19 protein-coding genes are annotated in these 14,459 nt (G+C 61.8%); 8 read left to right on the top strand and 11 right to left on the bottom strand.

Translation table 11 applies throughout. The features are described from left to right. Nucleotides 1-200: 200 nt before the first annotated feature. The 3 genes from CH295_RS27995 to CH295_RS25755 form a co-directional block, all read right to left on the bottom strand. Entirely contained in the window at nt 201-575 is a 375-nt protein-coding gene (locus tag CH295_RS27995) for an amino acid permease (protein WP_252342234.1), read from the bottom strand. Between the two features lie 60 nt (nt 576-635). Next, the gene (locus CH295_RS27990; RefSeq protein WP_170946070.1) at nt 636-800 is read right to left on the bottom strand and encodes a hypothetical protein; all 165 of its coding nucleotides are present in this window, start codon (nt 798-800) and stop codon (nt 636-638) included. Between the two features lie 385 nt (nt 801-1,185). Then, complete coding sequence (locus CH295_RS25755; RefSeq protein WP_094742554.1) at nt 1,186-2,685, bottom strand: GMC family oxidoreductase; 1,500 nt, start codon at nt 2,683-2,685, stop codon at nt 1,186-1,188. An 808-nt stretch (nt 2,686-3,493) separates the two neighbouring features. Between CH295_RS25755 and CH295_RS27985 the strand changes: the two genes are divergently transcribed. From CH295_RS27985 to CH295_RS25740, 4 genes are all read left to right on the top strand, one after another. Next, entirely contained in the window at nt 3,494-3,637 is a 144-nt protein-coding gene (locus CH295_RS27985) for a hypothetical protein (protein WP_170946083.1), read from the top strand. Nucleotides 3,638-3,849: 212 nt separating this feature from the next. Next, nucleotides 3,850-4,095: a hypothetical protein gene (locus tag CH295_RS25750; RefSeq protein ID WP_094742301.1), complete on the top strand. Its 246-nt coding sequence runs from the start codon at nt 3,850-3,852 to the stop codon at nt 4,093-4,095. Then, nucleotides 4,092-4,343, top strand: a complete 252-nt coding sequence (locus CH295_RS25745; RefSeq protein ID WP_094742300.1) for a hypothetical protein — start codon at nt 4,092-4,094, stop codon at nt 4,341-4,343. Before CH295_RS25750 ends, CH295_RS25745 begins: the two co-directional genes overlap by 4 nt. A 361-nt stretch (nt 4,344-4,704) precedes the next feature. Continuing rightward, on the top strand, nt 4,705-5,406 hold the full coding sequence (locus tag CH295_RS25740) for a TetR/AcrR family transcriptional regulator C-terminal domain-containing protein (RefSeq protein ID WP_252342191.1): 702 nt from the start codon (nt 4,705-4,707) through the stop codon (nt 5,404-5,406). Nucleotides 5,407-5,561: 155 nt separating this feature from the next. Here CH295_RS25740 and CH295_RS25735 read toward each other — a convergent pair whose 3' ends face one another. After that, the gene (locus tag CH295_RS25735; protein ID WP_094742298.1) at nt 5,562-5,921 is read right to left on the bottom strand and encodes a histone-like nucleoid-structuring protein Lsr2; all 360 of its coding nucleotides are present in this window, start codon (nt 5,919-5,921) and stop codon (nt 5,562-5,564) included. A 299-nt stretch (nt 5,922-6,220) separates the two neighbouring features. After that, nucleotides 6,221-6,976, bottom strand: coding sequence for a YfbU family protein (locus CH295_RS25730; RefSeq protein ID WP_094742553.1), 756 nt, complete (start codon nt 6,974-6,976; stop codon nt 6,221-6,223). Nucleotides 6,977-7,248: 272 nt separating this feature from the next. On the opposite strand from CH295_RS25730, the gene CH295_RS25725 reads away from it, so the two are divergent. Together CH295_RS25725 and CH295_RS25720 are read left to right on the top strand one after the other, a co-directional pair. Then, nucleotides 7,249-7,800 carry a hypothetical protein gene (locus CH295_RS25725; RefSeq protein WP_094742297.1) on the top strand — a complete coding sequence of 184 codons (552 nt, stop codon included), beginning with the start codon at nt 7,249-7,251 and terminating at the stop codon, nt 7,798-7,800. A gap of 115 nt (nt 7,801-7,915) precedes the next feature. Continuing rightward, entirely contained in the window at nt 7,916-8,155 is a 240-nt protein-coding gene (locus CH295_RS25720) for a hypothetical protein (RefSeq protein ID WP_141217088.1), read from the top strand. A 5-nt stretch (nt 8,156-8,160) separates the two neighbouring features. Here CH295_RS25720 and CH295_RS25715 read toward each other — a convergent pair whose 3' ends face one another. After that, nucleotides 8,161-8,871, bottom strand: coding sequence for a hypothetical protein (locus tag CH295_RS25715; protein ID WP_094742295.1), 711 nt, complete (start codon nt 8,869-8,871; stop codon nt 8,161-8,163). A 38-nt stretch (nt 8,872-8,909) separates the two neighbouring features. Next, nucleotides 8,910-9,344 (bottom strand): hypothetical protein, encoded by a 435-nt coding sequence (locus CH295_RS25710; protein WP_141217087.1) that lies wholly within the window; start codon nt 9,342-9,344, stop codon nt 8,910-8,912. A 175-nt stretch (nt 9,345-9,519) separates the two neighbouring features. Between CH295_RS25710 and CH295_RS25705 the strand changes: the two genes are divergently transcribed. After that, nucleotides 9,520-9,819, top strand: coding sequence for a hypothetical protein (locus CH295_RS25705; RefSeq protein WP_094742293.1), 300 nt, complete (start codon nt 9,520-9,522; stop codon nt 9,817-9,819). Here CH295_RS25705 and CH295_RS25700 read toward each other — a convergent pair whose 3' ends face one another. Continuing rightward, nucleotides 9,820-10,668, bottom strand: a complete 849-nt coding sequence (locus CH295_RS25700; protein WP_170946082.1) for a DUF2690 domain-containing protein — start codon at nt 10,666-10,668, stop codon at nt 9,820-9,822. A gap of 167 nt (nt 10,669-10,835) precedes the next feature. Between CH295_RS25700 and CH295_RS28450 the strand changes: the two genes are divergently transcribed. Then, nucleotides 10,836-11,366, top strand: coding sequence for a DUF2690 domain-containing protein (locus CH295_RS28450; RefSeq protein ID WP_094742291.1), 531 nt, complete (start codon nt 10,836-10,838; stop codon nt 11,364-11,366). A 102-nt stretch (nt 11,367-11,468) separates the two neighbouring features. Here the strand turns inward: CH295_RS28450 and istB are convergent, their stop codons facing one another. The 3 genes from istB to CH295_RS25680 all read right to left on the bottom strand — a co-directional run bounded on the left by istB (nt 11,469) and on the right by CH295_RS25680 (nt 14,375). Then, nucleotides 11,469-12,272 carry an IS21-like element helper ATPase IstB gene (gene istB / locus CH295_RS25690; protein ID WP_094742290.1) on the bottom strand — a complete coding sequence of 268 codons (804 nt, stop codon included), beginning with the start codon at nt 12,270-12,272 and terminating at the stop codon, nt 11,469-11,471. Further along, complete coding sequence (istA, locus tag CH295_RS25685) at nt 12,272-13,900, bottom strand: IS21 family transposase (RefSeq protein ID WP_094742289.1); 1,629 nt, start codon at nt 13,898-13,900, stop codon at nt 12,272-12,274. Before istA ends, istB begins: the two co-directional genes overlap by 1 nt. A gap of 226 nt (nt 13,901-14,126) precedes the next feature. Next, the gene (locus CH295_RS25680; protein WP_094742288.1) at nt 14,127-14,375 is read right to left on the bottom strand and encodes a hypothetical protein; all 249 of its coding nucleotides are present in this window, start codon (nt 14,373-14,375) and stop codon (nt 14,127-14,129) included. Nucleotides 14,376-14,459 lie beyond the last annotated feature (84 nt).

The following is a 14,459-nucleotide window of genomic DNA, read 5'->3' as shown; positions in this document are numbered from 1 at the left end:
CCCGCAGAGCCGCCAATGAGAGCGGTGAAATTGTCCAGGACAAGCACCGTGATCGCAATGAGGCCAACGCTGCCCAGTACGGGGGCGACCCGGGTGTTCCACAACCGCGAATTGACGTCGGTACGTCGGAAGAACACCACGATGGCGAAGCTTGTCAGAACTATCACGGCAAGGATCGCGACGATCGCGATCCCGGACATCTAGGTGAACAGCTGTAGTACGGGGTCTGCTCCGACAATCGCGAAGATGACGACGAGGACTACTGCGGATGCCGTCTGCAGAATGGATCCCCGGTGCGGTGAGCCATGCGTGGGATGTACCGCCGCGAAGCGCGACGGGGCATAACCCGAACGTGCCAGGGCGAACACGTATCGAGAGATGGCCGAGTTGAAGGCGAGCACGGCGGCGAACAAGTTCGCTACCTGCGTGATCGCGATGACGTCTGCGGCCGTAGGTGACAGGTAGACTGCCACTGCGGCAAATGTCAGGTTGGCTGTGTCTTCGGCAGCGGCTATCCGGTCGCTACCGTAGGCCAGCACCAACGCCCAGTTGCAGACGGTGTAAGGGGCCCCGATCGATATGACGGCAACGTTTGTTGCGATCGGAACGGTTCGTTTGGCGTCGCGCGCCTCTTCTCAGTAGATTGCGGTTGCCTCGAATCCGACGGCGAACATCATCGCGATGCCGGGGGAGGCCGACAAGAACGCGTCCGGTGTGAACAACTCGTAGTCGACACCGTGTGCCCCGCCCCTGATGAACACTGCAGCCGAGAGTGCCACGATTGCAATGACTTCGAGCACTAGCAGGCACCCGAGCGCTTTTGTTCCGACATCGGTGTTTCGATACCCCACCAACCCGACGCAGGCGATCAGCGCAAACGCCCACACACCCCCCCAAGGCAAATCGGGGTCGCCGTACTGAACGACCAGTGAGTCGATCGCGTTGGCCCAGACCGTATATCCCCGCCTGAATGGCGGCGTAGGCGAAAACGGACAGCGCTGCCGCACCGAGTCCCAATCGAGTATTTAGTCCACGCCAGGCTCTGCGAGAGTGTGGTCTGTGTCCGGTGGCCGCCGCAGTGCGTACCAGGTTCGCTCCACCGTCGTGAGATGCGGCGTCGCCGGTCCGTTGGGCTCGACGGACCGGCCACCGAAAGCGGAGCAGCTCTCTACACTTCGGCGAGGTTCAGACCGACATGATGAACTCCGCTGCCCGCTCGGCGATCATGGCGGTGGGGGCATTGGTGTTGCCGGTGGTCACCGAGGGCATCACCGACGCGTCGGCGACGTACAAGCTGTCCAGTCCGTGTAGTCGAAGGTCAGGGGCGACGACGGCATGGTCGTCCGTTCCCATTCGGCAGGTGCCCACTTGATGGTGGTAGGTATTGACGGCGCGTCGAACCCACGCAGCCACGGCCTCGTCTTCGTCGGGCACCTCGGTCCCGGGGAGCGCGTCATATGCACCCCACTCCAGGTCGAGGGGTGCCTGCCGTCCGACCTCCCGACACTGGCGCACCGAATAGACCAATGCGGCAATATCTCGTGGGTCGTCGAACAGGTTAAAGTCGATGCTGGGGTGCTCGGTCGGGTCCGTCGAGGTCAATGTGACGCTTCCGGTGCTGTGCGGTCGAATGAGACCGGCGTGCAGGGTGAATCCCGATGGCGGTCCGGTCATACCCTCGTCGTAGTACATCGGGACACTGAAGTTGATCGGCTGGGTGTCCGGTACCGGCAGCGATGGGTCGCTCTTCCAGAACCAATGCGTCTGTGTGACGGGGTGGAACGGTGTCGGTGGATCGATGGGTCGGGTGGTGCCGAAGACAACGGGGACGAGGAAGTGGTCCTGCAGGTTCTTCCCTACACCGGGGGAGTCGACGACGACATCGATACCCAGCCTTTTCAATTCAGCGCCCGGTCCGATGCCGCTGCGCAACAGAATTGCCGGCGATCCCACTGCGCCGCCGGACAATACGACAGTATCGGCGAAGAGCTCCTGGGTCTCGGAGTCGACGATGACGCGTACGCCGATGGCAGCACCGTCGGCCACGATCAGCGAATCGATCGTGGAGCCAAGTGCGAGAGTAAGGTTCGGGTGATCGAGAACGGGACGCAGGTAAGCTGCCCACGTCGAAAGTCTCTTCCCCGCAGCCAGATTCAACTTCATCGCCGAGACGCCCTCTTGGCCGCCGTGGTTGTAGTCGGTGTTGTGCGGCATCCCCCACGCGACGGCCGCGTCGAGGATCGACTGTTGAATAGGTGACAGAGGTGGCTCGACGACGTCGAGCAAGCCGTCGGAGGCGTTGTGTTCCAGTCGATCGAATATCGGTGCGACGGACTCCCACCCCCAGCCGGGGTTACCGGCCGCCGCCCACTGGTCGTAGTCCCATGGATTTCCGTGCACCCAGATCGTCCCGTTGAGCTGGTTGGATCCACCGACTACCTTACCGCGCGGCACGTGCAACCGGCGGCCAAGAGCACGCGGCTGCGGAGTCGAGAAGTAGCCCCAGTCTTCCGGCCCGAGCCACAGTTCGCCGACCCGCGAGAGGTCGTGGATGGCAGGGTTGGAATCGAGTCCACCCGCCTCGACCAGCGTCACTGTGTGGCCGGCGTCGAGCAGTCGGCGGGTGATGATGGAGCCTGCGGTTCCCGATCCGAGGACCAGAAAGTCCGAACGAGTTCGTGCCATGAGGGGCATCCTTGGTTTGACGGACGCGTCACGCGCACGCGTCGGAATATGTATCGAAGTTGAAAGCCGTTCGCGTAAAGACCGGTACGACGAGGAAATGCTGCGCGACGCCACTGTCGGTGTCATGAAGCTACCGGCTCCACGGACGTCCGAAAATAGGGGCTTACCTACCCACCCCTACAGAAACCCTTAGCCTCGATCCATGATGAACCTGCGAGGTAGCGGGATGTCGAACTGAAGAAAGTGCCCTTTGAGCTGGGACGATTCGAGTTTTCATACAACAGGTCGACAAGACAAACAGGGCACTTGCAGCGCAGTTCAAATCGGGGCCTTGAATCTGGCCAACTACAAGTCCCCACCCCGTGTTCGTCGTGACAATCAGGAACTCGTGGCCCGAGCGGTGATGGCGAAGGTGCCACCCAGGCACCGTACCGCTCGGTCGGACCCAAGGTCCGGATGCAGGGAACTCACCAAGCACTTGCCTGTGAACGTCTCGACCCGGCATGGCCGCTACCGAGCCCACGTCATGCCGCTGCCGGTCACCGTCGCCCACGCCCTGTCCTGGCGCGGTGTCGGGGACCCGAACAGGGACCCCGCCAAGCTCAGCTCGGCGTGTCGAACCAAGGACCGGATCCACCGTTATTCAGACACTCCCACGCCGCAAGTGCGGCTACCGAGTTGAGTCGGCGGTGCGTCTGGCAGCGAAATCTGCATCGGACTCGCTGAACGTACCTGATGTTTTGAGTCCGGATGCAAGCCCTTCGATAGGCTCACGACATGCGTAGAATCGGCTATCGCAGCAGCGTTCTTGGCCTCTATCTTGCTCGGCGTAGCCGTTCAAGTGCTCATTTGGTCCAATCTGTCGAGTAGCGAACGCACGGACCGCGTGGTCCTGCTGCTGCTCGCGGGGGAGTTCTTGGCGGCTATCGTCGGCAAGCCCGACCAGAAGTAGTGTGCACCTGAATTTTTCGATGTCGCAGCTACCATCGGGTGGGTGCGAAGATTGGCGCTTGCCTTTTATGGGCAGGTGGGCGGAGGCGCAGGTGCGTGCGCATTACGTCTGAATACGCAGTGTTACGCAGCGGATGTGATTGCCACGCAATGGTGTTGAGTGTGCCGCTTGTACGCACCTCGCGGGAGTCGAGAATCTGTTTCAATACCGTCATGACCGCAACGCGAGGTAACACAAACGCTGGCCGCATTATTGGTGAGAAGGTCCAGGTTCGCCGCGACGGCACCGTGGTCGGCGGGTCGATCGTCGAAGACTTCGCAGATTCGCTGGTCCCCGGTGACCAAATGGGACGCGAGTGGGCGCTACCGCACCGATGGGCGATCGCGCTCGACACGGGCGTTCTTGTGTTTGTCGACGACAATGACCTCGTCGAGGACTCTGCCGGAAAGCCGCAGTGACAGCGGTGGCCATGCAGAAGTTGGGGGATGCGCTGGTGGACTTCGCGGTGACGTGGGAGCCGTTCGGGGGAGCCCCGTCCGCAGAGGTGTTCGTCGAATTCGGATTGGACATGGGCGAATACAAGCGTCGGTTGTTCGCCCGACTGAGCAAACCTGACCGCGCCGGGGCAATCGACCCTGAACTCCGAGGTCGGCTCATCGCCTACTCCCTGCGCGCGGTGGAGCGCCCGCGTCGATTCGGCGAGTGAGCAGGTGTGTGGGGGTTCGCTGTCGGATAGAGCGACTGAGGTCCTTCGCCCCATACCTGGTTCGATGGAAGAGGCTTGTGAGTGCGAACACAGCAGTGGGCTCGATGCTGCTGCGTCCTAGGGCGGCTCGCTGACATCGTCGCCTATCTGCATTCGCTCTCGATGGGTGGGCGGGGTTGGCAATCTTCCAGCAAGATACGAAATGCACTCGAACGCTTGTCCATAGTCGCAGGTCTCCACAGAACGGGCTAGGGTCACAGGCCTGCAGCATTCGGTGAGGTAGCTTTGGCCGGTTGGGATTGTTGTGGACGCGCCGAATCGAGTCGACGAGTTCGGGCGGTGATGAATGGGAGGGGTGCCAGTGCCGCAATCACGCCGATGTCGCCCGTCCGGTAGGGACAAGATCGACCGGGAACACGTCGTTGCAGCAGCCTTAACGATCATCGACCGGGCCGGCCTCGACAGCTTGTCGATCCGCGGCCTCGCGGCATCGATCGATCGGGACCCGATGACCGTCTACCGCTACGTGTCGACCAAGCAAGCACTGCTCGACGCCGTCGCTGACCACGTTCTCGCCTCCCTGCCCTGCGTCGTCACCACCGATCCGCAATGGACGTACCAACTCCGACTCTTCGCTCGCCAGTACCGCGAACTCGCCCTGCGTCACCCCCACGCCGCGATATTGTTGGCGACCCGGCCGCCGTCGACCCCGCTCGGGTTGGGCACCCATAGCTCGCTCGCACCTGTAGACGGCATCCTCGAGCTACTCACCACCGCTGGATTCACTGCATCGGACGCGATCTCGAGCTACCGGTCGCTGCTGTCGTATCTGCGTGGGCATATTCTCAGCGAAGCGCAAGAAACAGTGGAACGGCCCGAAGACACCGCAGACAGACTCCGAATTGCGGTGCGCAGGTTTCCTGCCGACCGGTTTCCGTTGCTGTCGACGTTTCCGCCGATTGTCACCGACTACGACGGTGATCGAGAACTCGAACGTGGACTCGACACGCTGCTGCATGGACTCGACGGTCGGCTCGCTCGGCCCGCTCACGTGCGGCCATAAGAGGTCGGTCCACTCCAACCCGAGTTTTGAGCCATCACAACTGGGCGGGCTTCACGCTCGATACTCACCTAGCTCGAGGCCTGAGTCACTTGGGCGCGCCCGACGCCCGATCATGCGTAAGTCAACCACTGTCGTCGAGACCGACATCTCGGTAATCAGTGGGCGGAGTTGTATGCCTCTTCGATATGGGCGGGGATACGGCCGCGTTCGTTGATCTCGTACCCCTGATCGAATGCCCACTGGCGAACCGCCCGGGTCTGGTCCGGATCACGCTTTGCCGGTACCCCAACGGTCGACGCGGCAACGGGGGAGGGCTTACGCTCGCGACCACCGACCCGCGTTGCGTTCTCGATGTAGTGGTCGAGCTTTTTGTGAAACTCTGTGGCGTTCCTTGCTTTCAAGTCGATGGAATATTCGACACCGTTGACCGCGAATTCGATCGTCTCGCCCGACCCGTCGTCGATGACCGACCCGTCGATATCGTCCACCAATTGCGTTGTCACTCGTTTGGCCACAACCGTAGAACCTTTCTTTTCTCCGTTACCGTGCGTCACCTATTTGCCTCCGTTCAGGGTAACCAGCGTCGATACCCGCAGTCTTCACCGGCCCGATCCGGGCTCGACGAGGAGCGCGCACCTCGGGCAGGGGCGTTCGTCTCTGTACAGCTCAGTGAGTGGAACCAGGCACCTGTGTCGGCACAGCGGGCAACGGACCCACGTTGTGTCGCCGCCGAAATCGACAGTCCGATCACGGGCTGATCGGCCCGTCACGTCTGCAGTCCCGTGGGCGATCATGGAGTCGTCGAGTCCATCTGTCATGCGCGGCGGGACGGGTGGACTCGAGCGGCGGCGATTTGCTTTAGCTCGTCGAGGGAGAGCAGGTAGTCCTTTGGGCGGTATCCGCGGTCTTGGCTGGCTTTGATACGGCGGTGTTCGGTGGTCATCCGCGTATATGTGTCCAGCATCAGTGTGTGGGAGTTCCCCCCGTCGTTGTTGTCCACCTGTTCTTTCAGTTCGGTCCAGCGGCCGTCACTCATCAAGAATTCGACATAGCTGGCCATATGACTTTCGAGCCCGTCGTTGCCGTCGAACCCCAGAAATTCCAGGTCGTATCTGAGGTCCTCGCCGACGGTGGTTCCGTCCTTTTCCATCTGCTGAAGGCTGAATGTGATGACGCGGAACATGTCGAGTATGTCCAGGACGCGGCCGCAGTCGCGTTTGGATAGTTCGGGGCTGAACCCGGCGACTTCTCGCCAATACTCGCCGGTGAAGCCGGACTCGATGACCTTTGCGCGTGCCAACTGATAGTCCCTATCGCCATCTTCGTTGTCATCGTCGGGCAGCACGCGCGCGAGGATGCGGTGGAGCAGCGAGAGCACCTGCCGATCGGCAATCCGCATGCTCTCCGGTGCCGGTTGATCACCGTGGCCGTCTGTGGGCTCGTATCCGGGGACGATCGCCACCATGATCAGATCGCGGACGTACTCACTGACAGAGACTCCCGCGCTGTCGGCCATGTCCTTCAGCTCGTCGCGGACTCGGTCATCTACTCGCACGTTCAGGACTGCCATGAGAACTCCCATTGTGTTGTTGTATGACGCTAACCGTAACACTGTCACACACGTGTACGCCAGTATGTTGCGTTTGTTTTTGCGCCCGTCGGGTGGAGCCTGGCTGCTGTCGTGCGCGGGATACATCCTTCTGGCGACCCAGTCGCTGTCGGGAAAACTTGCCCGAAGGGCACTGTCTCGTAGATCGTTTGGTGTCCTCGCCAAGGCGACCGGCGCGCGGATGTTCTCGATCCGTGCGCAGATCATCTATCGGACGGGCACCATGGACGACCATGGGCGATGTCATCGAGTTCGTGCCGCGTTTTACGCTGACCGATCGGCAACGGGAGTTGATCCGGATCCACGCGTGGGTGTGCGCCGACATGGCGTACGACGACCTCGAGGAGCGCGGTGACGATCCCGTCGACACGGATCGGTGGTGGTATCTGTTGGACCGACTTCCCGAATGCACCTTCGCCGAATCCGCTATGTGGCGACGTCAGATGGCGCGATCTTTCGACGACCTGGCCGAGGACCTCGATGCCGGACAGTTGCCCCGTCCTCGCACGATGGCCGAACAGCTCGCGCTTGTGATCGTCATCGCCCAAGCTGCGGCAGCTCTCTCCGACGAGGGGTACGGCGACGATGTCGCCGTCCTGGCATCCCATCCGCGGGACGGCGACTGGGACGCCGTCACGGACGTTCTGATGGGCGACCATGACGTGGAGGTGTTCTATCACCCGGCGACAGCGGCTCGTGGCCTACGTGTCTTCCCGTGCGATACGTGGTTCACGGCCAGGGACGGTCACGAGCCACGCGACCCTCGTCGGGGATTTCGACGGTAGACGCCCCGAGTCTTCGCGCACGCGACGCGACCTGCACTGCGCTACCGTTTGGCAGGTCTGTCCTGCCCGATGGTGTTGTGCGCTATGGCTTTACGTGTTCGAGTACGGTGTCATCATGTTCACGAACACGCTTGTCGACCCGGCTCGTGTCGTCACCGCCGGTGGCTGTGACCTCGGAAACTATCGCCTCGGCCTGGTCCGCGATGAGTCTGAGAGGTGGGGGCGGATCATCACGGCCTTGGATGCGGGGTGGACGATTCTCGTTGCACCGGTCGACGGTTCGGACGCGTTCGATTTGTCGGTGACCAGCGATTCCGAGTTCGACGTCTATCCGGTTGTCTCTGAGGGTGTTTGAGTCGTTCAGTTAAGGCTGAGCCAGCCGATGACGGCTGGATCGGCGGCAAGTGTCTCGGTCAGTTCCCATGCTATTTGTCGCACGGTTTCGGCTGCGGCGTTGCCGTTGAACGGTAGGTAGCCGGTGTCGCGGATGAGGTCGGAGCTCTCGGTGGAATAGGTCTCGCCGTATCCGCGTTCGGCGAAGGTGAGGTAGTCGGCGTCGGGGCCTGTTGGATCGACATGAGCCCCGCCGTCCTTGTTCGCCATGACGAGGACGACGCGCCTTCGTGAAAACGTTTTTGGGCCGTTGGCGGAGTCGATGACGTTCTCAGTCCACCAGGTGTCGACGTCGACGTACTGCTCGTGGCCTCGAAGGCGTTTCGGAGCGACGATGACCGGTGACATGTGGTCTTCGGCTGGAATGATCTCAGTGAGTCCGTCCTGGCCGGATGGGGCAAGGTGGCGGGTGCCGTCTTCGGTCTCGTATTCGAGCTGGACGACTATGCCACCTGCGTAGATTTCAGTGCCTCCCCGGATTGCGGTGTCCAGCACTTGCAGACCTGATTTCACGCCCATCTGCGTCAGCAGCGAGTGGCTCTTGTACGTGTCGTGGAGCAGTACTCGCAGGGTCACTGCGAGTCGGATTGCTTCGTCGGTGTCGCCGTGGTCGAACAGTTGAGACGATGTTTCGAGGTATTTCAGTTGCCTTCGGAACTGATCGCCGATTCGGGACATGAGCTGGAGTTTAGGGTGGTGGACTAGATCACGCTGTACTAGGGCGCGTCGTCGAACGGCCCGAACGTTGTTTCGTTCCAATGGCGTTCGAGCGTGGCGTACGATTCGTCGATGTCCGAGGCAGAGAATAGGTGCATGTTGTGTTCGGTGAGTAAGAACCCGGTGTCGCGCCATGCTTGGAAATAGGCGGGGTTCTCTCCTGCCGCAAGGGCCTTGTCGATGAGCGAGTCCACGTCCGCCAACAGGGTTTCCTCGCTGATCTCCTGGGGCGTGTCGGCATCTGGGTCGAAGAACAATGGATCGTTGGGTCCAAAGTCTCGACCGAACTTGTCCTGAAACGCTTTTCGTTGCTGGTTGAGAGCTTCGTTCATTTCCGCACCCCCCACCGTGGCGTTGCTCCACGACAGGGTTCGACCGCCGTCTGCATTGGTGCGCCGTTGTACGAACGAGGGATCGCCGCTCCGTTCGAGCACAAGCGCAGCGTGCTGCTCCCGTGACACTCCTTGCTGAGCGAGTCGTTTTCGACGCTGCTGGACCTTGCGAGCGCGTTTGCCACCACCCGCGGGGGTACGTTTCGATGTCATACCTTCACCGTCTCAGAGATTCTCCAGAACATCCGGTGTTCGGCCAATTGCTAACCTTCACGCTATGAGCGCAATCAATCCGAGGGTGGCGTTCGCCGTACCGATGTTTCTCGACACTCTGACCCTGATCGAGTTGGGCCAGCCCCAGCCAGCCGAGGTCCTGGAACATCCGAAGATGATGGCTACCACGGTGCTGACGCTGCTGAGTGGTGGCGATGACGCTCTCCTGGGTCTGGGGGACCTTGCGATCGCATCACTTGCCAGGGCCACGATCTCGCTGTGCGACGCTCCGACGGAATCTGGCACTGTGGCGACCTACCAAAACGCATTAGAAGCGTGGGATGACATCAATGCGAACCCATGACTAGTTACACAGCGGCCGTGAGGCTTCGATGGTCTCTGCACCAACGGTGACAGCGCCGCTGACGCAGATCCGGTCGGCGGCATCCTCGCGGACGATGAGCGCTGTGTACGCCGATTGAACGTCGGGTTCGACGGCACGCTGAGTCGCGGGTCCTTCGGGGTCCGCGCGCCGATAGGCGGTCAGGCTGATCGTATTGCCTTCACCCCTGTTGTCGGTTCGGTCGACCTTCCCCCATGCGCTCTGACACGTCGCGGAGTAAAGCAGCTTGAGCAGGAACTGGCCCTCGTTCGAGCTCGCTGCGACGACCACATCGTCCAAGCATTCGGGTTGTGTGCCGGGGTCGGTACCGGTGGCCGGGAGCAACGAGTTGCTATCGGTGTCGGATCCTGCGGGCTGTGTAGACCAGGCGACGACTACTCCTGTGGTCACATTGCTCAGGACCAGAACGGCGACTGCGGTGATCCACCACCACCGGCCAGGTCGCCGAGCCGAGCGAGGAGCTTCCGCTGGCTGCTGACCGAATGCCGCGTGGGCCGGCTCTCGGTCGGACTCGCTAATCCCCGGCGTATTTTGACTGAGCGATTCCCGCCGCGTGACCCAAGGCTCGACCGCGTCTCTGCCTGCCAGGGCGACAACGTAGGAGCGAAGGGCGCTTTCGGTCGGGAGGTCGGTTGCCCGGTACACGTTGTGCATCGACCCGTGACTGGTGGGTTTACCGCGCTGTCCGGCGGTTTGGGCGATGCCCTTGAACGAGCGGGGCGGATTGTGTCTGTCGCGAAGCATGCGGAGGTCTGCGAGAAACGCATCGACTGAGTCGTCCTCGTCGCTACGGGTCTGATCGTTGTTCATTGCTGCTGCCCCCCGCTTGTCGTGGCCGCCCCTTACCCGCGGGGTCGGACCCGACCATCTTTCACCATCTATACCGTCCATCCACCGAGGTAGATGGACGTTTGGTCGGTGATGGTCGGTTACGCAGCGTTCGAGCAATCCGGCTCAATCGTGAGAAAGAGAACGACATGACGACAAATCCGACCTCAACTGCTCCGACGTACAGCGCTTCCCGCGCCCCACGGCAACATTCGCCTCACCGCCGGCGGCACTGGTTTGCTGTATGGCTCATTGCTTGCTTCAGCATCGCGGCGCTGGGGCTTGGAACCGGGTCTGCTTCGGCCGGCTCTCAACACAACGGCACCAACCCGGCCACCACAGGGTGCAACCAGAACGCCTCGCTAGTGGCAACCCGCGGTATCCAGACCGAGTCCGGCCAGGTCGTTTCCTACGTGGACGTGTACTACTCACACAGTTGCTCGACCAACTGGATTCGAGTGCGAAACAACCCAGCTGGAGGTGCGGCCGTCAAAAGCATCTGGACCGCCAACTACTCAGCACTGAACGAGGTCGACTACGGAAGCGGATCGAGCTACAGCATGCAGGTCTACGCACCGGGTGCCACGTGCGTGTACTTCCAGGTCCACCTCAAGCACCCCAATGGGCAGCACTACGCCGAGACCTACACCGCCGGCGCTAACGCCCAAGTCATCTGCTGAACCTGTCCGTCGAAAGCTACTTCGTGGCGGCTGACCGTCCTTGTCGCTTGCCAGGGTGATGGGACCACCTGGTTGCCAGAGGGTAGGGACCACCGTGGCGCGTTATTGAGGATGCTCGTTGTCGGTGGTGGCGTCAACTGTTCCGGGTCGGGTGCGTTGTCGGTAGGACGGTCCCTCGATGACGAGAGTGTGCGCGGTGGAGGTCAACCGGTCGATGGCGGATTGAGCGAGAAGGGTGTCGGCGGTCATGGTCAGCCACTCCGACGGCTCGCGGTTGGAGGTGACGATGGTGGTTTTCTTGCGGTGGCGTTCGACGATCAGTTCGTAGAAATCGCTGGTTTCGGTGGCATCGAGTGGGCGCAGAGCGAAGTCGTCGATGATGAGGACTTCGATGGCGGTCAAGCGCCGGATCTCGGCGTCGACGGTGTTGTCGAGGCGGGCCGCTCGCAGGCGGGTGAACAGTTTGTCCGATCGCGCGAACAGGACACTGTGTCGACGGCGGATGGCCATGTGTCCCAACGCTGTTGCCAGATGCGTCTTGCCGACTCCGACCGGTCCGAGGATGATCGCGGACTGGTGAGCATCGAGGAAGCGCAGTGAGGTCAGATCACCGAGGAGGGTCCGGTCGTAGCGGAGGTCGTCGTGGGTGTTCCATGCCTCGAAGATCATCGCCGGATCCAGTCCTGCTTTGGTCGATCGCAATGTCGCCGAACGGGAGTCGCGGCGGTTGACTTCGTCGGCGAGGAGTACTTCGAGGAACCCGATGTGGCTGAGTTTGTGTTGCCGGGCCAGAGCTGCTCGTTCGGGGAGCGTGTCGGCGAGCGCGCCGAGTTTGAGGGCCTTGAGCAGTCGGACGAGGTCTGTGCCGACCGGTTCGGTGGTGGCTGGGGTGCGAGTGGTGGTCATCAGTGTCCTTCCGGGGATGCGGAGCCGGCGTCTACGACGGTCAGTGATGGTGTTGCGGTGGAACGGAATTCAGAGGGGTCACGTGAGAAGCGCGTCGATGCCTGTCCCACTGCTTTCGGCAATGCGGGTGCGGTCTTTTCGGTGGCCCGCTCGAGCATGGACGCGATCTTGGTGACCGAGACGACATCGAGATCGAGCGACAGTGAGCAGGCTTGTTCGACCCGCTCGGCTCCGTAACGCCGGACCAATCCTTGCAGCCGGTAGACACTGCGGATCCTCGTCCAGGGCAGTGGGTCGTCGAGGATTCGTTCGGCGTAGATCCCGATGTTGCGGCCATGGCCGTTGCAGGTCCTGATCAAGGAGGTCACATCCCGTAATGCGTAGTCGCTCTTGTGTTCGGGGAGATCGGCGCGGTCGGTGCTCCGCCCACCTGCAGGTTGGCGGGGATGGATTTTCACCAGGGTGCCGCGGTGATAGAACTTCACCAGCTCGGTGTCTGCCCGGGCCGACAGTGTCGATCCGATCCACTGTTGCGGCAACGAATACAACGACCGTGCGACCTCCGCGTGGAAGTCGCGGTGAACTTTCACGTCCTTGAAGATCGGCACGTCGTACTCCGGCGGAACCGGAAGCAGTACCGACAGTTCGGAGTCCTCGAACACCTCGAGCGGTCGGGCGCAGGTCGTGCCGTGAATACGCATACCCGCGGTACTGCTGCACCACCGCACCGCCGCCTCCTGTGCTTGGGTGAGGCTGTTGAATCGTTCACCGGCCCAGAAGTTTCCGCGTACGTACTGCACGGTGCGTTCGACTCGCGGTTTGTCCTTCGGCGACCGCACCCGCGCCGGGTCGGTGATGAACCCGACGTGGGCGCTGTAGTCGAGCCAGCCATCGCTCAACCGCGGAGTGATCGGGTCTGCCGTCGTGACAACAGGTTTGAGGTTGTCCGGGATCAAGACCGCGAACACGCCGCCGAAGAACTTCCATGCTGCTTCGCAGCCGGCGATCACCGCCACCAACGTCTGCGAATAGCTCAGCCACACGAACATGTGTCGGCTGTAGACCGCGGTGAAGATCAGGGCGTGGACTTTGCGGACCCGCCCGTCGTCGGGGTCGGTGAGCATCCCCAGATACCCGAAGTCGACCTGGCATTCGATCCCGGGTTCGCCGTCGACGACGCGGACGGTGAGGTTCTTGCGGCCGAAACCGCACCGCTCGGTCGCGAACCGATGCAACGTCCGATACGGCACCACGCATCCTTGACGGGCAAGCAGCACTTCGATTTTCGCGATCGTGAGCGGCTTACGTTCACCGTCGCCTGCCACCCACTTGGTGATCTGCTCCTGATGGGGCACCAGTTGCTCCCATGCCGCGCCGTGACCGTGGGGTCGGTCGGGTCGGACAGTGGCGACGACAGCTGCGATCACCTCGTCGCTGACCGCGTCGGCATCGTCGGTTCTGGTAAGGCCGGCTGCTTGGGCTGCCTCGACGTAGCGGCGGACCGTTTTGCGATCCACACCGGCATGCTCGGCGATCGTGCGCAGCCCCGGTGCGGGCAGTGCCGCCGTCCCGAGCCACAGCCGTAGTACTTCTCTGATTTCGTTCACACTGATCTCCCGAAAAGCCATGCTCACCGACCTCCGTGACGGACTTCGTGCTGTCACAGACGATCGAACGAGCAAACGACGGGACCGCCGGCAAGGCGCGCCGGTGGTCCCATAACTGGCAATCCAGGTGGTCCCATCACCCTGGCAGAAATCAGGTCACGCTGGTCCCATGCTCATGGCAGACGACATTCAGAAGTCGTGTTCACAAAGCGGCACTAGGTCGACGATCGGGTTACATACTCGGGGACTAACCCTTGTCGTATGTACCGACGCGACTGGGGTCGACCCACCGCACAACGATCTTCAGCAGGGTATCCGGTGGTGCTTTCTTCCATGACTCCAGGGACACCGTGTGCGTGCTGCCCTCAGGGCCAGGCACTTCACCGCCCGACTGTTCTAGGTAGGTGCGCCAAGCCGCGAGTGTCCTGACGCCTATCTCGTCGCGCGCCTGTTCAGCGCTGAGCTCTTCGATAATCAATTGGCCGATGTCACTCATGACGGCAACTTCCTCTCATGGTGTTGAAGCATGAGGGTAGTGCGCCAACGCACGCCCGGCCTGGCGACGACCAGATCGAAACAC

Origin of the sequence: Rhodococcus sp. 14-2483-1-2 (genome assembly GCF_002259405.1) — a bacterium.
Taxonomy (GTDB): Bacteria; Actinomycetota; Actinomycetes; order Mycobacteriales; family Mycobacteriaceae; genus Rhodococcoides.
This window is presented reverse-complemented; position numbering and strand designations above follow the sequence as displayed.